General features: G+C 67.5%; 16 protein-coding genes. 11 read left to right on the forward strand and 5 right to left on the reverse strand.

Annotation, left to right across the window (positions count from 1 at the left end; genetic code table 11):
* Positions 1-96 precede the first annotated feature (96 nt).
* Entirely contained in the window at positions 97-1,338 is a 1,242-nt protein-coding gene (locus tag OCH239_RS12395) for an MFS transporter (protein ID WP_037263074.1), read from the reverse strand.
* A 295-nt stretch (positions 1,339-1,633) separates the two neighbouring features.
* On the opposite strand from OCH239_RS12395, the gene OCH239_RS12400 reads away from it, so the two are divergent.
* From OCH239_RS12400 to OCH239_RS12450, 11 genes are all read left to right on the forward strand, one after another.
* Entirely contained in the window at positions 1,634-2,266 is a 633-nt protein-coding gene (locus tag OCH239_RS12400; RefSeq protein WP_280110949.1) for a PIG-L deacetylase family protein, read from the forward strand.
* Positions 2,266-2,940, forward strand: a complete 675-nt coding sequence (locus OCH239_RS12405; RefSeq protein WP_037263076.1) for a 4-carboxy-4-hydroxy-2-oxoadipate aldolase/oxaloacetate decarboxylase — start codon at positions 2,266-2,268, stop codon at positions 2,938-2,940. The genes OCH239_RS12400 and OCH239_RS12405 overlap by 1 nt, the downstream gene beginning before the upstream one ends.
* The gene (locus OCH239_RS12410; RefSeq protein ID WP_037263077.1) at positions 2,933-3,976 is read left to right on the forward strand and encodes a 4-oxalomesaconate tautomerase; all 1,044 of its coding nucleotides are present in this window, start codon (positions 2,933-2,935) and stop codon (positions 3,974-3,976) included. Before OCH239_RS12405 ends, OCH239_RS12410 begins: the two co-directional genes overlap by 8 nt.
* A 173-nt stretch (positions 3,977-4,149) precedes the next feature.
* A complete protein-coding gene (locus tag OCH239_RS12415) occupies positions 4,150-4,878 on the forward strand; it encodes a GntR family transcriptional regulator (protein WP_037263079.1) in 729 nt (242 codons plus the stop codon).
* A gap of 28 nt (positions 4,879-4,906) precedes the next feature.
* Positions 4,907-6,316, forward strand: a complete 1,410-nt coding sequence (ligM, locus tag OCH239_RS12420) for a vanillate/3-O-methylgallate O-demethylase (protein WP_051489452.1) — start codon at positions 4,907-4,909, stop codon at positions 6,314-6,316.
* A 129-nt stretch (positions 6,317-6,445) separates the two neighbouring features.
* Entirely contained in the window at positions 6,446-7,435 is a 990-nt protein-coding gene (locus tag OCH239_RS12425) for a TRAP transporter substrate-binding protein (protein WP_037263198.1), read from the forward strand.
* Positions 7,436-7,951, forward strand: coding sequence for a TRAP transporter small permease (locus OCH239_RS12430; protein WP_037263080.1), 516 nt, complete (start codon positions 7,436-7,438; stop codon positions 7,949-7,951). It begins immediately after the preceding gene.
* On the forward strand, positions 7,948-9,252 hold the full coding sequence (locus tag OCH239_RS12435; protein WP_037263082.1) for a TRAP transporter large permease: 1,305 nt from the start codon (positions 7,948-7,950) through the stop codon (positions 9,250-9,252). Before OCH239_RS12430 ends, OCH239_RS12435 begins: the two co-directional genes overlap by 4 nt.
* Positions 9,253-9,291: 39 nt before the next feature.
* Positions 9,292-10,212, forward strand: coding sequence for a methylenetetrahydrofolate reductase (locus OCH239_RS12440; protein WP_037263200.1), 921 nt, complete (start codon positions 9,292-9,294; stop codon positions 10,210-10,212).
* A gap of 16 nt (positions 10,213-10,228) precedes the next feature.
* Positions 10,229-11,185, forward strand: a complete 957-nt coding sequence (locus tag OCH239_RS12445) for a VOC family protein (RefSeq protein ID WP_037263084.1) — start codon at positions 10,229-10,231, stop codon at positions 11,183-11,185.
* 157 nt (positions 11,186-11,342) lie between these two features.
* Positions 11,343-11,705, forward strand: coding sequence for a VanZ family protein (locus tag OCH239_RS12450; RefSeq protein ID WP_037263201.1), 363 nt, complete (start codon positions 11,343-11,345; stop codon positions 11,703-11,705).
* 110 nt (positions 11,706-11,815) lie between these two features.
* Here OCH239_RS12450 and OCH239_RS12455 read toward each other — a convergent pair whose 3' ends face one another.
* From OCH239_RS12455 to OCH239_RS12470, 4 genes are read right to left on the reverse strand one after another with little or no spacing between them, the layout of a single operon-like run.
* Positions 11,816-12,982: a fumarylacetoacetate hydrolase family protein gene (locus tag OCH239_RS12455; protein ID WP_037263086.1), complete on the reverse strand. Its 1,167-nt coding sequence runs from the start codon at positions 12,980-12,982 to the stop codon at positions 11,816-11,818.
* Positions 12,983-13,019: 37 nt separating this feature from the next.
* Positions 13,020-14,321 (reverse strand): xylose isomerase, encoded by a 1,302-nt coding sequence (gene xylA, locus OCH239_RS12460; protein WP_037263088.1) that lies wholly within the window; start codon positions 14,319-14,321, stop codon positions 13,020-13,022.
* 37 nt (positions 14,322-14,358) lie between these two features.
* Complete coding sequence (locus tag OCH239_RS12465) at positions 14,359-15,363, reverse strand: ABC transporter ATP-binding protein (RefSeq protein ID WP_037263089.1); 1,005 nt, start codon at positions 15,361-15,363, stop codon at positions 14,359-14,361.
* 21 nt (positions 15,364-15,384) lie between these two features.
* A complete protein-coding gene (locus OCH239_RS12470) occupies positions 15,385-17,022 on the reverse strand; it encodes a glycoside hydrolase family 43 protein (RefSeq protein ID WP_037263091.1) in 1,638 nt (545 codons plus the stop codon).

Consider the following 17,022-nt stretch of genomic DNA (forward strand, 5'->3'; position numbering starts at 1 on the left):
AAGGCATACGATCTCGCCAGGGAGTGCGGATCCTCAGGGATGGGCTCGGACAATACGGACCGTTGCGGTCCTCTGCCCCGCCGGGCTTCGGAGGCTCTAGACGGGGACTGCAGGCAGCGCGGCCGGACGTTCGCGGACCGGCAAGTGAACCAGCGCACTCAAGGCTCCGACGCCGACGCCGATCCACCAGACGAGCGTATATCCCCCGGTGACGTCGTAGAGCCAGCCGCCCAGGTACACCCCCAGGAAGCCGCCGAGCTGGTGGCTGAAGAAGACGATCCCGTAGAGGGTTCCCATATATCGCAGCCCGTAGAGATGCGCGATCAGGCCACTTGTCAGCGGCACCGTGGCCAGCCAGAGCGCGCCCATCACGACGGAGAAGACCAGCACCGTCGTTGGCGTTATCGGCAGCGAGATGAATATCGCCGCGGCAATGGTGCGGCCGGTATAAATCGCCGCCAGCAGGTACTTCTTCTGGAACCGGTTGCCGAGCCAGCCCGCCATGATGGTGCCGGCGATATTGGTCAGCCCGATCACGGCGATGGCGACCGCGCCAAGCGCCGTCGTGGTGGTGATGCCCATCCCGTGGAGCAGGCTGCCGGTGGCGATCGGGCCGCAGAGTTCGGCGATGAACGCGGGAAAATGCGCCGTGATGAACGCGAGCTGATACCCGCAGGAAAAGAATCCGAGGAAGATCAGGGCGAAACTGGGATCGCGCGCCGCGCGGCCGAGGATTTCGCCCATACTCTCCTTGAGCTCCGCCCTGCCTGCCGGCGCCGGGGCACGCATGAAAGGCAGGAGCAGGATCAGCGCCAGAACCGACGCCGCGAAGACGAGGAAGACCGATTGCCAGGGCATGGCGGCGAGGAGCGCCTCCGCCACGGGTGGGCCGACAACCTGCCCCCCGCTGCCGGCGGCGGTGGCGATGGCGAGGCTCATTGACCGGTTCGCATCGCTCGACGCTCGGCCGACCACCGCAAGGATCACGCCGAAGCCGGTACCGGCTATGCCGAAGCCGACCAAGATCTCGTACATCTGGTGGGCCTCGGGCGTGACGGCGAAGGAGGACAGAACCAGCCCGGCGGCATAGGTGATCGCGCCGATGACGATGGCGCGGCGATCGCCGATCTTCTCGGCAAGCGCGCCGAAAATGGGTTGTCCGATGCCCCATGCCAGGTTCTGGATGGCGATCGCGAGACTGAACTCCGCCCGCAACCAGCCGAATTCCTCGGCAATCGGGATCTGGAACACGCCGAAGCTCGCCCGGACGGCGAAGCTGACGAGAATGATCAGGCAGCCGGTGGCGAGAAGCGGGGTGAAGAGCGGCGCACGGGTCATAGCCGCACTTGCTGCCACTTGCGACGCGGCGTCAATCGTCAAAGCACGGTGAGCGGGGCCGGAACCGCCGATGCACCCGTTTGACCCGGAACCGAAGCTCGCACAGCACGTCGCCATTGGCCTCGACGTGACATCGGCCCATCCTTGGGTCGAGACGAGCCAGTCCGCGGGACGGCAGCCAAGAGGGAGGAGACATCGTGGGAAACAAGACAGCTCTGGTGGTGAGCGCGCATTCGGCCGACTTCGTGTGGCGCTGCGGCGGGGCGATCGCGCTGCACCAGTCGCGGGGGGGGACGTGACCATCGTGTGCCTCAGCTACGGCGAGCGCGGCGAAAGCGCCAAGCTCTGGAAGCAGGACGGCATGACACTGGACAAGGTGAAGGCCGCCCGCGAGGAGGAGGCCCGGAGCGCCGCCGCCGCGCTCGGGGCGCATGACATCCGCTTCTTCGATCTGGGCGACTATCCCCTCGAGATGGACCGCGCGGCGAAGGACCGGCTGGTGGACGTGATCCGCGAGGTGCAGCCGTCCTTCATCCTCACCCATTCGAAATACGATCCCTACAACACCGACCACATGTATGCCTGCGAGGTCACGCTCGAGTGCCGGATGATCGCGCAGGCCTGGGGGCACAATCCCGGGCAGAAGGTTCTCGGGGCGCCGCAGGTCTACCTCTTCGAGCCGCACCAGACCGAGCAGATGGGATGGAAGCCCGACGTCTTCCTCGACATCTCGGAGGTCTGGGAGCGCAAGCGTGCGGCGATCGAATGCATGGCCGGTCAGCAGCATCTCTGGGACTACTACACCAACGTCGCCGAGAACCGCGGCAACCATTTCCGCCGCAACTCGGGCGGCCAGGCGGGCGGACGCGCCGCGACCCATGCCGAGGGGTTCCAGTCGGTCTTTCCCCGCACCGTGGACGACCTCTGATGGGCGGGGTCGTGGTTCAGCACATCGAGCGGGCCGATGCCGAGGTCGTCCGGCGGCTCGGCGCCTGCGGCGTCGCGACGGTGCACGAGGCGCAGGGGCGGCGCGGGCTGATGGCGCCGCACATGACGCCGATCCATGCGGGCGCGTCGGTCGGGGCGTCCGCCGTGACGATCAGCGCGCCGCCGGGCGACAACTGGATGCTGCACGTCGCCATCGAGCAGCTGCGCGAGGGCGACATCCTCGTGCTCGCGCCCACCTCGCCCTGCGACGACGGGTATTTCGGCGACCTCCTCGCCACGTCCGCCCTGGCGCGCGGCTGCCGGGGGCTGGTGATCGACGCGGGCGTGCGCGACGTCGCGGACCTCACCCGGATGGGCTTTCCGGTCTGGTCCAAGGCCGTGCACGCGCAAGGGACAGTCAAGGAGACGGTGGGATCGGTGAACGTGCCGATCGTCTGCGCCGGCGCGTATCTGCGCCCGGGCGACGTGATCGTGGCGGACGACGACGGGGTCTGCGTGGTCGCCCGCGAGGAGGCGGCCGGGGTCCTCGAGAAGGCCGAGGCGCGGATCGCGAACGAGGAGGAGAAGCGGGCGCGTCTCGCATCGGGCGAGCTCGGGCTCGACCTTTACGGGATGCGCGAGCGGCTGGCCGAGAAGGGCCTCAGATATGTCTGAGGGCGTGCGCGCGATGTGGATGCGCGGGGGCACGTCGAAGGGCGGCTACTTCCTCGCCGAGGATCTGCCCGAGGACCGCGACGGGTTCCTGCTGCGCGTCATGGGCTCTCCGGATGCGCGGCAGATCGACGGGATGGGCGGGGCCGATCCGCTGACCTCGAAGGTCGCGGTGGTGGCGCGGTCGGAGCGCCCGGGCATCGACGTCGATTACCTCTTCCTGCAGGTCTATGTCGACCGGGCCATCGTCACCGACGCGCAGAATTGCGGCAACATCCTCGCCGGAATCGGGCCCTTCGCGATCGAGCGCGGTCTCGTCGAGGCGCGGGACGGCGAGACCCCGGTGCGGATCCACATGGAGAACACCGGCCAGGTCGCCGAGGCGCGGGTGGCGACGCCCGGGCGAAAGGTGTCCTACGCGGGCGAGGCGCGGATCGACGGCGTGCCGGGCACGGCGGCGGCGATCCCGCTCGCCTTCGAGGACACGGCCGGATCGAGCTGCGGAGCGCTCCTGCCGACGGGGAACGCGGTGGACGAGATCGAGGGCGTCGCGTGCACGCTCATCGACAACGGCATGCCCTGCGTGGTGATGCGTGCCGACGCGCTGGGGATCTCGGGGGACGAGGATCCCGCGGCGCTCGAGGCGGAAAAGGACTTGCGGGCGAGGCTCGAGGCGATCCGGCTCGTCGCGGGGCGGATGATGACCCTCGGGGACGTCAGCGAGACGTCGGTGCCGAAGATGTCGATGGTGTCGCCGCCGCGGAACGGCGGTGCGCTCTCGACCCGGACGTTCATCCCGCACCGGTGCCACAAGGCGATCGGTGTCCTCGGCGCGGTGAGCGTGGCGACCGCGGCGCTCCTGCCCGAAGGCCCGGCCTCCGAGGTCGCCACCCTGCAAGGGGGCGCGGAGAAGTCGCTCTCGATCGAGCACCCGACCGGCGAGATGACCGTGATCGCGACCATGAACGGCGAAACCGTGACCCGCACCGCAATCCTGCGCACCGCCCGCAAGCTGATGGACGGACACGTCTTTGGCTGAGGCGACGGGGCGCCAGTCGGTATTGGGTGCATCGGCTCCCGGTTCGAACCGGGGGACATTCTGTATACATTACCGCCCCTCACGCGCCATATAGGGGGCGTTCAGCCTGAGGCTTGACCTCTTTCTGTATACAATTATCTTCCACTGCGACTCATGGAGGAGGGCTTCGCGCGATGTCGAAGCAGGGTCGCAAGGCACAGTTCACCCGGGCGCTGATCGAGGCCCGGTCCCTGATCATAGACGGCTCGCTTCCCGCGGGGGAGCGCCTGACCGAAACGGCGCTGGCCGAGCGGCTCGACCTGTCGCGGACCCCGGTGCGTCAGGCCATGGACCGTCTCGTCGACGAGGGGCTGCTGGAGCGGATCGACACCGGCGGGTGCCGGGTCGCGCGCTTCACCATGGCCGATCTCGTTGATGCGATCGAGCTGCGCGGCGTGCTCGAGGGCACGGCGGCGCGGCTGGCCGCCGAGCGCGGCGCGGTGCCCGAGATCGCGGATCGGATGGAGCAGGTGCTGGACGCGCTCGACCGGGCGGTCGATCCCGCCCGCTTCGATTTCCGGGCCTATGTGCGCCTCAACGAGGAGTTCCACGACCTGCTTGCCCGCCTCGCCGGATCGCCCATCGTGGCGCGCGAGGTCGAGCGCGCTTCGCGCCTGCCCGCCGCCTCGCCGGTGGCGTTCCTGCAGGGACAGGAGCTGATCCCGGATTTCCGCGTGAGCCTCGGGCGCGCGCAGCATCAGCACCGCCGGATCTACGAGGCGGTGCGGGACCGCGAGGGCGCCCGGGCGGAGGCGCTCGCGCGGGAACATGCGCGGCTGGCCCGCGCGAACCTCGAATACGTGATGCACGAGCAGCCGAGCCTCGCGGACCGTGTCCCGGGCCTCGCGCTCGTGGCCGGATGAGACCTGAGAAACGGGAGGAGATCAGGACATGCCAAGCCTCAGCGACGTGATGAAGGACCACCCGAACCCGGTGGAGATGCTGCGCAACAGCCGCATGGGCGTCTACGTCTATCCGGTGGTGGCGCCGGAATTCACCAACTGGCGGGACGAGCAGCGCGCGTGGCGCGAGTCCGCGGTGCTCTACGACCAGTCGCACCACATGGACGAGCTGATCGTCGAGGGCCCGGATGCCGAAGCGTTCCTGTCCCATGTGGGAATCAACGGCTTCGCCAATTTCGACACGAACCGCGCCAAGCACTTCGTGCCGGTGACGCCGAACGGGCACGTGGTCGGCGACATGATCATCTTCCGCGAGCGGGACGACAAGTTCATCCTCGTCGGCCGCGCGCCCACCGCCAACTGGACCAAGTTCCAGGCCGCGATCGGCAAGTGGAAGGTGCGGCTGCACCACGATCCGCGCTCGCCCTCGCGGCCCGACGGGGAGCGGGTGCTGCGCACGCATTACCGCTACCAGATCCAGGGCCCCGACGCGCCGAAGATCTTCGAGAAGATCAACGGCGGCCCGGTGCCGGAGGTGAAGTTCTTCCACGTCGATGAGATCAATGTCGGCAGCCGCCGGGTGCAGGCGCTGCGCCACGGCATGGCGGGCGCGCCGGGTCTCGAGATCTGGGGGCCCTACGCCGACAAGCATTACATCGAATCGACGATCCTGCAGGCGGCCCGCGATCTCGGCGTCGAGCTGCACCAGGTCGGCAGCCGCGCCTATTCGACCAACACGCTCGAGTCGGGCTGGATCCCCTCGCCTCTGCCAGGCATCTATACCGGCGACGGGATGCTCGCCGAGTATCGCGACTGGCTCGGGGCGGACAGCTACGAGGCCAACGGCACGATCGGCGGCAGCTTCGTGTCCGGCAACATCGAGGATTACTACGTCAATCCGTTCGAGCTCGGCTACGGCTTCTACATCGGCTGGAAGAAGGACGATTTCGTCGGCAAGGCGGCGCTGGAAAAGATGAAGGACGCCCCCGGCAACCGCAAGAAGGTCACCTTCGAGTGGAACAAGGAGGACGTGCTGAAGGTGCTCGCGAGCGGCTTCGAGGACGGCGTGCCCTACAAGTGGATCGACTTCCCGCAGCCGAACTACGCCTCGTCCTCGGCGGACATGATCCTGAACGGCGACGACAGGATGGTCGGCATGTCGATGTTCAACGGCTACAGCTTCAACGAGCGCTGCGTGCTGTCGCTGGGGGTCGTGGACCAGAGCGTCGAGATCGGCGACGTTCTCACGCTGCGCTGGGGCGAGCCCGACGACACGCAGAAGACCTCGACCGAGAAGCACCGCCAGGCCGACATCCGGGTGCGCGTGTCGCCGACGCCCTACAGCCGGGAGGCGCGCGAGAATTACGGCGGCGGCTGGCGCGTGCAGGCGGCCGAGTGATCGCTCGCGCGCGCGAAAACGTTATGCGCGCGCGGTGATTTCGAATGAGGGCGGGCGGACCGGAGGAGATATGGTCCCCCGCAGCGCCGCAGGGCGACGGACAGTTTTTGGGAGGAGACTGCAATGTTCATGACACGACTTCTGGCCGGGACGGCCATCGCGCTGACCGCGGCGGTGGCGGCGCAGGCGGCGGAGATGAAGTTCGCCAACTTCACCCCGCCGTTCCACACGATCAACGCCAGCGTCATCGAGAAGCTGAACGAGGATCTCTCGGCGGCGACGGACGGCGCGCTGACCGTGCGCGGCTATCACGGTGGCGAGCTCGGCGCCGGGCCGGCGGAGCAGTACGTGCGCGTGGTGCAGGGCGTCGCGGACATGGCTTGGGGTCTTCCGGGCTACACGTCCTCGCAATTCCCCAAGACGATGATCGCCGAGCTGCCGACGACGCTGACGCTCGAGCAGCCGGGCTACGAGGCCCTCTGGAACGCCTATGACGCGCTCGAGAGCGAGTTTCCCCGCACCAAGCCGCTGGCGCTTTGGACGTCCGAGCCGAACATCTTCATCATGAAGGACCACGAGATCCGGCAGCCCTCGGACCTCGAGGGGCTGAAGGTGCGCGTAGCGGGCGCGACCTCGGCGGATGTGGCAGAGGCGCTCGGCGCGACGCCGGTTCAGATGCCGATCAACCAGGTCTACAACGCGATGCAGACGGGGCTTATCGACGGGGTGATCACCGGCGCGTCCACGCTGTCGGACTTCAAGCTCGACGAGGTGGCCAACAGCTACACGCTCGGCGCGAACCTCGGGCGGCTCGCCTTCTACACGGTGATGACGCAGTCGACCTACGACAATCTGCCGGACGATCAGAAGGCGGCGATCGACGAGGCGTCGGGGCTGCCGCTGTCGAAATCGGCCGAGGATGCGTGGAACGCGACCGCGGACAGCGCCCTTCAGGCGGCGCGCGACGCGGGCAACAACACGATCATCGAGCTGTCGGAAGAGGAGGCGCAGGCCTTCAACGACGCGGTGGCCGAGGTCACCAACGCCTATGTCGCGCGCGTCGGAGGCGAGGTCGCGTTCGAGGCGATGCAGAGCGGCGGCTCGGGTCAGGGCAGCTGAGTGCTGGAGACCCTGCGCAAAGCGGCGGACGGGCTGATCGGCCTGTCCGCCTTCCTCGGGGCCTTAGGTGCGCTGGTGGAGGTCGCGGTGATCGTCGTCGACGTGGTCGGCCGCGCCTTCGGTGCGCCGCTCTTCGGGAGCCAGGATCTCATCACCATGACGCTGGTGATCGTCGTCTTCGGGGGCATGGCGGTCTGTGACCGCGTGGGCGGTCACATCTCGGTCGACGTGCTCGAGAACCGGTTTCCCGGCGCCATGAACCGCTGGATCAATATCGGCTCGGCGCTGCTCGGCGCGGTGATCTTCGCGTTCATCGCCGGGGCCGTCGCGCAGAGCGCGAGCCTGAGCGTCATGCTGAACCTTTCAACGAATCTGCTCGGCCTGCCGAAGGCGTGGTTCCAGTACGCGCTCTGCGCGCTGTCGGTCATCACCGCCCTGGGCATGGCCCTGCGGGCGGCGGAACTGGCCATATCGGGGCGTGACGTGACGCGCGAGCGCCCGCAGGGGGTTACATGAGCGGCGCGGCGCTCGGCACGATCGGCATCGTCGTCCTGCTGGTGATGCTGATCCTGCGGATTCCCGTGGCCTTCGCGATGTTCGTCGTCGGGTTCATCGGGATCTGGGCGCTGAACGGCTGGAACGCGGCGACGGGGCTTCTCGCCTCGGAGACGTTCACGCTGGCGTCGAACCCGGAGCTCGTGATCATCCCGCTCTTCATCCTCATGGGCAACGTCGCGACGGTGACCGGGATGAGCCGGCAGCTCTACGACGCGGCCTATGCGAGCATCGGGCAGGTGCGGGGCGGGCTCGCCTCGGCGACGGTGATCGGCTGCGGCGGGTTCGCGGCGCTCTCGGGCTCCTCGGTCGCGTCGGCGCTGACCATGGGCAAGGTGTCGCTCGCGCAGATGGAGCGCTTTCACTACGACCCCAGGCTCTCGACTGGCGTGGTGGCGGCGGGCGGCACGCTCGGCATCCTGATCCCGCCGTCGACGGGCTTTGTCATCTACGCGATCCTGACCGAGCAATCGATCGGGCGGCTCTTTCTTGCGGGCGTGCTGCCGGGGCTCCTGCTTCTGTCGTCGTTCCTCGCCACGATCGCGATCATGTGCTGGTGGCGGTCCGATATGGGGCCCGCGGGGCCGTCCACCACCGCGGCCGAGAAGGCGCGTGCGCTGCGCGGCGCGCTGCCGATTTTCGGGGTGATCGTGCTGACCATCGGCGGGATCTATACCGGCCTCTTCTCTCCGGTCGAGGCGGCGGGCGTCGGCGCGGCGCTGGTGATCCTCTACGGCTTCGCGACCCGCACGCTCGGGCCGATCGCGCTCTGGCGGGCCGCGCGCGAGAGCATCGTGACGAGCGCGACGGTGATGCTGATCCTGATCGCGGCGCATCTCATCAACCCGTTCCTCGCGCTGAGCCACATCCCCTCGGCGGTCGGGGCGGCGCTGGACGCGCTCGATCTCGGGCGGATCGGGACGCTGGCGGCGATCCTGCTCGTCTACCTCGTGCTCGGCTGCTTTCTCGAGGGGTTCGCGATGCTGGTCCTGACGCTGCCGATCTTCTTTCCGGTGATCCTCGATCTCGGGATCGATCCGATCTGGTTCGGGGTGCTGGTTGTGCTCACGCTCGAGATGGGCCTCATCTCGCCGCCCGTCGGGATCAACGTCTTCATCGTGAAGTCGGTGGCCCCGAAGGTGGAACTCGGAGAGATCTTCCGGGGCGTCCTGCCCTTCTGGTTCGCCATGCTGGTGACCCTCGCGATCCTGATCGCGCTGCCGCAAATCTCGCTCATCCTGCCCGACACGATGTTCGGCTGAGGGCCCGCGTCCGCGCGCGGGGGAAAGGAGACGATGCTGATGACGATCCTCAACTTCTTCCGGTCGAAGCCGGCCCGGGAAGGCGCGGCGCTCGCGTCCTTCCTGTCGGGCTACTCGATCGAGGTGATGCCGCGGACGGCGGCGAAGATCGACGATTTCCGCGACGTGCTGCCTGCGGGGACGCGGGTCTACATCGCGCATATCGAGGGCACGCCGATCGACGACATGGTCGCCTGCGCGGCGCGCGTGCGGGACGAGGGGTTCACCCCGATGCCGCACATCCCGGCCCGCTGGATCGACGGGCGGGAGACGCTGGAGACATGGCTGCGCCGCTATGCCGAGGAGGCGGGCGTCCGGGAGGCGCTGGTTCTCGCCGGCGGCGCGCGGCGCGCGGCGGGCGGGTTCGACAGCTCGATGTCCCTGCTCGAGACGGGGCTCTTCGACCGGCACGGGTTCACCCGGCTGCACGTCGCGGGGCATCCCGAGGGGAACCGCGACATCGACACCGGGGGCGGAACCGCGCTCGTCGACGAGGCGGCGCGCTGGAAACAGGATTTCGCGGAGCGCACCGGCGCCGAGATGGCGCTGGTGACCCAGTTCGTGTTCGACGCGCAGCCGGTGATCGACTGGGCCGAGCGGATGCGACGGGACGGCATCCGCCTGCCCATCCATGTCGGCGTCGCGGGCCCCGCCAAGCTGCAGACGTTGCTCAAGTTCGCCGTCGCCTGCGGGGTCGGGCCGTCCTATTCGGTGCTGCAGAAACGCGCCAAGGACGTCACCAAGCTGGTGCGGCCGTTCGAGCCCACCGAGGTCCTGACCGACATCGCCGAATATCAGGCGGCGACGCCGGACACGCTGATCGAGGGGGCGCATATCTTCCCGCTCGGCGGGATCCGGCAGGCTGCGGACTATGCCAACCGCGTCTCGCGCTCGGCCCCGAGCGTCGCGGCACGCGGTTGAGAGGGAGGAGAATGCCATGAGCGAGCAGAGGGCGCGCGTCGGCGACATCGCCCATCTCGGCCATGTCGAGATGCTGACGGACCGCTACGAGGAGAGCCTCGACTTCTTCACCCGCGTCTACGGGCTGAAGCTGACGGGAGAGGACGAGGCCTGCGCCTATCTCCGGGCCTGGGACGATTACGAGCACCACTCGCTGAAGCTGACCCGCGCGGAGACGACGGGGGTCGGCCATATCGGCTACCGCGCGGCCTCGCCCGAGGCGCTGGAGCGCTGCGTCGCAGTGATCGAGGCCTCGGGCTACAAGGTGCAGGGCTGGACCCAGGGCGATGCGGGGCACGGGCAAGCCTTCCGATTCGAGGACCCGTTCGGGCATGTCTTCGAAATCTATTACGAGACGAACCGCTACGTGCCGGTGCTCGGCGACGACCCTGCCCTCAAGAACACCGCGAGCGCCTTCACCGGCGTGCCGCCGCGGCGCATCGACCACCTCAACCTGCTGGCAGAGGACGTGGCCGCGTTCCGGGACTTCATGCACACCTGCCTCGGCAGCCGGGTGACCGAGTATATCGAGCTCGACAACGGCCGGATCGGCGGGTGCTGGTTTACAATCAACAACAAGAGCTACGATCTCGCCTGCACCGAGGAGCACGGCAAGGGCAATGGCCGGCTGCATCACGTCACCTACGCCACCGATCAGCGCGAGGACATCCTGCGCGCCGCCGACATCTTCCTGCAGAACGGCGTCCATATCGAGACCGGGCCGCACAAGCACGCGATCCAGGGGACGTTCTTCCTCTATGTCTGGGAGCCGGCGGGCAATCGGGTGGAGCTTGCCAATGCCGGTGCGCGCCTGATCCTCGCCCCCGACTGGGAGCCGGTGCGCTGGACCGAAGCCGACCGCAAGAAGGGTCAGGCCTGGGGTCTGAAGACGATCGAGACGTTCCACACCTACGGGACGCCGCCGGTCGAGTGAGTCCGGCAGCTTCGCGCCGTCCGGATCTCCGTCGCGCCTTACAGTACTGTGCCTATTCGACCCGGCAAACCGCCTCATGACCCTCGCTAGATGGCGCTGCCGGGACCCTCGCCGAACGGGGCTGGCTTCCGGATCGGCGCCATGACTTATGTGGGGCATGACTCGCATCTCCCTCCTCACCGCGGCGCTGACCTTGGCCCTCGTTGCTCTCGTTACCGCGCTGACCCTCGGCCCTCCCGTCGAGGCAGGTAATTCCGTCGGGAACGACAAGATACATCACATGCTCGGCTTCGGCAGCATCGTGCTGCCCGCCGCTCTCTTCCGCCCGCGCTGGCTATGGTGGCTGATACCGGCGGCCATTGTCTTCGGCGGGGTCATCGAAGTGCTGCAGATGCGTGTCGGTCGGGATGCGGAGATGCTGGACTGGATCGCGGACATAGCGGGAATCGCCTTCGCATCCGGTACGGGCTATGTCGCGGGCGCCGCATTCCGGCGCTCGAAGCTGACCCCGCTGCATTAGAGCGGGCCCGGCCCGTTGCCGCGCCTTCACGTCGGTGACTGCCCGCTCCACGGAGCGCGACGTCCAAGCGTAGGCGAAATGACTTGCGGCGCCCGCCTGTCTGCTCTCCCTCAGATCCCGGCTGCGAGACCGCGTTCAGCGAGGTTGGCGACCAGGGCTCTGGTTCCGAAGTCCCATTCTGGGCAGGCGTCGCATCGATCGACGATGTTGACGAGCCGGCCAAGCTCGGGCGCGGCGATCTCGACCCTGTCGCCGATCTCGTGGGTAAAGCCCTGCCCTTCCCCGCGACGATCCTGCACCGGCGCAAAGAGGGTCCCGAGAAACAACACCGCCCCGTCGGGATATTGGTGGGACCGGTTGAGCATCTGTCCGACGAGATCAGACGGCGGCCGGCTGATCGCCTCCATACGGCTGTCGCCCGTCATGACGAACCCGTCCTGACCCTCGACTCGCAGCTCGAGAACGAGGTGCTCCACATGCGCCATGGTGAAATCGTCGTCGAAGAGGCGGATGAATGGACCGATGGAGCAGGAGGCGTTGTTGTCCTTGGCCTTGCCGAGAAGCAGCGCGGATCGCCCTTCCACGTCCCGGAGGTTCACGTCGTTGCCCAGGGTGGCGCCCACGGTGGTGCCGTCGGAGCGCACCACGAGCACGACCTCGGGTTCGGGGTTGTTCCATTCGGAGATCGGATGGATCCCGATCCTGTCGCCGCAGCCGACCGAGGACATCGGCTGCGCCTTGGTGAAGATCTCGGCGTCGGGGCCGATCCCCACCTCGAGATACTGGGACCAGACGCCCATCTCCTGCAGCAGGGCCTTGACCCGCGCAGCCTCGTCCGAGCCAGCCTTCAGGTCCTTCAGGTTCTCGCCGATGATCGGAGCGAGCTTGCCGCGGATCTCGCGGGCTTTCGCGGCGTTCCCGCCCGCCTGCTCCTCGATCACGCGCTCGAGCATGCTCTCGGCGAAGGTGACGCCCGCGGCCTTCACGGCCTGGAGGTCCACCGGCGCGAGCAGATGCCCGCTGGCGCCGGTGAGGAAGTCGTCGAGCGAACCGAGCGGCGCGAGGTCCGCGCCGCCGATCACCTCGTGAAGATCACTTCGCTCGAGGAGGCCCGCCATCGTGGGGCAGACCGGGGTCAGATCGAAAAGCTGCGCGCCGCGCAGGACGACGACGCAGGGCCCTCCCGCCTCGCGCGACCAAACGCGTCCGACCAGAGCGGCAGTCTCCGCCGCCTCCGGCAGGATATCCGTGGCGGTCAGTCCCAGCGTTGCCGTCATCCTTGTCTCCCTTTCTGCCCAAGCGCTCCTATCGTCCTCAGACGAACCGGTTGATCCAGTTCTCGAGGCGCTCCTGCCGACCCGAGCGCGGCTGAGGATCGAGACCCTCGCGCTCGACCCGCTCGGCGATGGTGGCGAGGTCCGAGGTGAGCATGCCGGAATTCTCGGCCAGCTCCCAGCCCGCGTAACGCTCGGTCCGCGCCGCCTCGAGACCGCCGTCCTCGAGCATCGCCGCCGCCGCCTTGAGACCCCGCGCGCAGACATCCATCGCGCCGACATGGGCGAGGATCAGATCCTCGGGATCGAGCGACTGGCGCCGCAGCTTGGCGTCGAAATTCGTGCCGCCGGTGTCGAAGCCGCCCGCGCGCAGAACCTCGTAATAGGCCAGCGCCACCTCGGGCACGTTGTTGGGGAACTGGTCGGTGTCCCAGCCGGACTGGTAGTCGTTGCGGTTCATGTCGATCGAGCCGAGGATGCCGAACTCGCGCGCGAGCGCCAGCTCATGCTCGAAGCTGTGCCCGGCGAGGATCGCATGGCCCTGCTCGATGTTGAGCTTGACTTCTTTCTCGAGCCCGAATTCCTTGAGGAACCCGTAGATCGTCGCGACGTCGTAATCATACTGGTGCTTGGTGGGTTCCTGAGGCTTGGGCTCGATCAGGATCGTGCCGTCGAAGCCGATCTTCTTGGCGTAGTCCACCACCATCGTGAGGAAGCGCCCGGCCTGCTGCCGCTCGCGTCCCATATCGGTGTTGAGCAGCGTCTCGTAGCCTTCGCGCCCGCCCCAGAGGACGTAGTTCGCGCCACCGAGCTTTTGCGTGACGTCCATGCAGGACTTCACCGTCGCCGCGGCATAGGCGAAGACTTCGGGGTCGGGGTTCGTCGCGGAACCGGACATGAAGCGGCGGTGCGAGAAGAGGTTCGCGGTGCCCCAGAGGAGCTTCGTTCCGGTCTCCTCCATCTTCTGCCCGAAATAATCGGTGATCTCCTCGAGATTGCGGCGGCTCTCGGCGAAGGTCTCACCTTCGGGGCGCACGTCCGCGTCGTGGAAGCAGAAGAACGGCTGGCCGAGGATGCCGAACATCTCGAAGGCGGCGTCGGCCTTCATCTTGGCATGGTCCATGCTGCCGCCGAACCAAGGCCGGTCGAAGGTCTGCCCGCCGAAGGGATCGCCACCCTCCCAGGCGAAGCTGTGCCAGTAGGCGACGGCGAAGCGCAGGTGATCCTCCATGCGCTTGCCCATGACCTGCTCGTCCGGGTCGTAATGGCGGTAGGCGAAGTCGGTATCCGCGCCCTCGCCCTTGTACTCGATCTTCGGAATGCCGTTGAAGAAATCGGTCATCGTGGTGCTCTCGTCTTGTGTGTCTGGGTGTCGGGGATCAGCTGGTCAGCCGCCGGCCATCGCTCCCGAAGCGGTGCAGGTGTTCGGGGTCCGGCGTGAGGAAAAGGCGTTCGCCGGCGGCGAGCCGCATATGTCCCGGCAGACGCACGGTCATGTCGCCGATGCCGTCCGCGGTCACGTAGAGGATCGTGTCCGCCCCGAGGGTCTCCACCACCTGTGCGGTAGCAGGCCAGTCCCCGTTCTCGTGATCGGTGCGGATATGTTCGGGCCGAATGCCGATCGTCGCCGCGTCGTCGCGCCCGATCGCGGAGGCGGGAAAGAGGTTCATCTTGGGCGAACCGATGAAGCCCGCGACGAACTCGGTCTCGGGGCGGTCGTAAAGATCCATGGGTGCGCCCACCTGTTCGATCCGGCCCTTGTTCATAACAACGATCTGGTCGGCGAGCGTCATAGCCTCGACCTGATCGTGGGTGACGTAGATCATCGTCGCGTCGAGCGACTGATGCAGCTGCGCCAGCTCCACGCGCATCTGCGTGCGCAGAGCGGCGTCGAGGTTCGACAGCGGCTCGTCGAAGAGGAACACCTTGGGCTGGCGCACGATAGACCGCCCGATGGCGACGCGCTGGCGCTGCCCGCCCGAGAGCTGACCGGGCTTGCGGTCGAGATAATCCTCGAGCGCGAGGATGCGCGCGGCCTCGGCCACCCGGCGCTCGCGCTCGTCGGCCGGGGTCTTGGAGAGGCGCAGCCCGAAATCGATGTTCTGCGCCACGGTCATGTGCGGATAGAGCGCGTAGGACTGGAACACCATCGAGATGCCGCGGTTCGACGGCTCCTCGAGCGTGACGTCCTCACCGCCGATCAGGATCTCTCCCGCGGTAGGCATCTCGAGCCCCGAGATGATGCGCAGGAGCGTCGACTTTCCGCAGCCCGACGGGCCGACGAGGACGGTGAAGGAGCCCTCGGGCACCGTAAGCGTCATGTCAGGAATGACGGTGAACTTGCCGAACGCCTTCTCGACGTGGTTCAGGCGGACTTCAGCCATGGGTATTGGTCCTCCGGTCCATCATTTCGCTTCGTAGCGGAAATTGAGGAAATCGGCATGACGGCCGCGTCCCGAGGTGTCATGCGCGCACATCCCTACGAAGGCGCCGGTGAAGTTGTTGCCGGGGCCGTTGCCCGCCTCGTCCGAAATCGCGGACTGGTCGAGCGTGACGCCGAGGTCCTGCCAGTCGTCGCCCGTCGCGTAGCGGAAGGTCAGCCGAGCGCCATCGACGTCGCAGCCGAGTCGGACCGGACCGCTGCCTTCGAGGGGAATAGGCGCGACGGGGATCTCGACCCTCGCATCTGGCCAGTCGGCGGCGCAGGAATAGACCGTCAGCAGACGATTGCCTTCCTCGTCCGCGGTGACCGCGAGGTAGTGGAACTTGAAGCGCCCGTACCACGCGATGAGGCCCGCGAAATGCTGGTAGTCATCGGGGCTGACATCGATCTCGGTCTCCGCGGCAAAGACCACATGCTCCTGCCGGCGGGCGACAAGCGCGTGCTCGAATTGCGAGCCGGGGGATTCCCGCCCGTAGAGGCGAAGGGCGCCGGTGCGCTCCGTGACCGAAAACAGCCGCTCGGCGTGCGGCGTGCGAAGCCACTGGAACTCCGGCGGCAGGCCGTCCTCGAAGCTGCGCAGCGCCGGGATCGGCTCGACCGGGTGCTCGGCCAGGTCCGGGCCCTCGACGCGGGAAGCCGGCACGCAGCCGCCATGGGCGAGACGCGGGAATTCGCCCTCGGGCCAGACGAGCTTCTGGATCGCGGTCTCGCGCCCGAGCGGAGAGCGGCGGCTGTCGTCGGTGTGGATGTGGTAGCGTTCCTGCACCGGCTTGCCCCGCGTCTCGGCGAGGGGCCGCGAGCAGAGATGGACCATGTAATGCTCGCCGCTCTGCGTCTCGACGATGTCGGCATGGCCGGCGCGTTGCAACTCGGCCTCGGGCGCGTCCTTCGAAGTCAGGATGTGCTTGGCCGGATCGGTCTCGTAGGGGCCGAAGAGATCGCGCGAGCGCGCCATCGTGACCGCGTGTTCGTAGCCCGTGCCGCCCTCGGCGGTGAGCAGGTAGTACCAGCCGTCCCGGCGATAGACGTGCGGGCCTTCGGTGAGCTTGTGGTCGGTGCCGCGGTAGATGTTACGGACCGGGCCGACGAGCTTCTGATCCGCGACCGAATATTCCTGGCAGACGATGCCGCCGAACCGGTCGCCTCCCGTTCGGTTGTGGTCCCAGATCATGTTGAGCAGCCACTTGCGACCGTCCTCGTCATGGAAGAGCGAGGGATCGAAGCCCGAGGAATTGAGATAGACCGGATCGGACCACGGCCCCTCGATCGTCGGAGCGGTAACGAGGTAGTTGTGGCTGTCCTTCCACGCGCCGTCGCGTCGCTTCATGTCGGTATAGATCAGCCAGAAGCGATCGTCGGCCCATGTCAGGCACGGGGCCCAGACGCCGCCCGAATCCGGGTCGCCCCGCATGTCGAGCTGCGCTGCGCGGTGGAGCGGCCGCGTGACGAGACGCCAGTTCGCCAGATCGCGCGAGTGGTGGATCTGCACGCCCGGATACCATTCGAAGGTGGAGGTCGCGATGTAGTAGTCGTCGCCCACCCGCACGATCGACGGATCGGGGTTGAAGCCGGGCAGGATCGGGTTCTGGATCTCGGTCAT

It is taken from the genome of Roseivivax halodurans JCM 10272, assembly GCF_000521785.1.
GTDB classification, from domain to species: Bacteria; Pseudomonadota; Alphaproteobacteria; order Rhodobacterales; family Rhodobacteraceae; genus Roseivivax; species Roseivivax halodurans.

Bases quoted from the DNA above. Each gene is read 5' to 3' on its own strand.
- OCH239_RS12395 (WP_037263074.1), bottom strand. From the start codon at position 1,338: ATGACCCGTGCGCCGCTCTTCACCCCGCTTCTCGCCACCGGCTGCCTG.
- OCH239_RS12405 (WP_037263076.1), top strand. From the start codon at position 2,266: ATGGGCGGGGTCGTGGTTCAGCACATCGAGCGGGCCGATGCCGAGGTC.
- OCH239_RS12410 (WP_037263077.1), top strand. From the start codon at position 2,933: ATGTCTGAGGGCGTGCGCGCGATGTGGATGCGCGGGGGCACGTCGAAG.
- OCH239_RS12415 (WP_037263079.1), top strand. From the start codon at position 4,150: ATGTCGAAGCAGGGTCGCAAGGCACAGTTCACCCGGGCGCTGATCGAG.
- ligM (WP_051489452.1), top strand. From the start codon at position 4,907: ATGCCAAGCCTCAGCGACGTGATGAAGGACCACCCGAACCCGGTGGAG.
- OCH239_RS12425 (WP_037263198.1), top strand. From the start codon at position 6,446: ATGACACGACTTCTGGCCGGGACGGCCATCGCGCTGACCGCGGCGGTG.
- OCH239_RS12435 (WP_037263082.1), top strand. From the start codon at position 7,948: ATGAGCGGCGCGGCGCTCGGCACGATCGGCATCGTCGTCCTGCTGGTG.
- OCH239_RS12440 (WP_037263200.1), top strand. From the start codon at position 9,292: ATGACGATCCTCAACTTCTTCCGGTCGAAGCCGGCCCGGGAAGGCGCG.
- OCH239_RS12445 (WP_037263084.1), top strand. From the start codon at position 10,229: ATGAGCGAGCAGAGGGCGCGCGTCGGCGACATCGCCCATCTCGGCCAT.
- OCH239_RS12450 (WP_037263201.1), top strand. From the start codon at position 11,343: ATGACTCGCATCTCCCTCCTCACCGCGGCGCTGACCTTGGCCCTCGTT.
- OCH239_RS12455 (WP_037263086.1), bottom strand. From the start codon at position 12,982: ATGACGGCAACGCTGGGACTGACCGCCACGGATATCCTGCCGGAGGCG.
- xylA (WP_037263088.1), bottom strand. From the start codon at position 14,321: ATGACCGATTTCTTCAACGGCATTCCGAAGATCGAGTACAAGGGCGAG.
- OCH239_RS12465 (WP_037263089.1), bottom strand. From the start codon at position 15,363: ATGGCTGAAGTCCGCCTGAACCACGTCGAGAAGGCGTTCGGCAAGTTC.
- OCH239_RS12470 (WP_037263091.1), bottom strand. From the start codon at position 17,022: ATGACCGAGATCCAGAACCCGATCCTGCCCGGCTTCAACCCCGATCCG.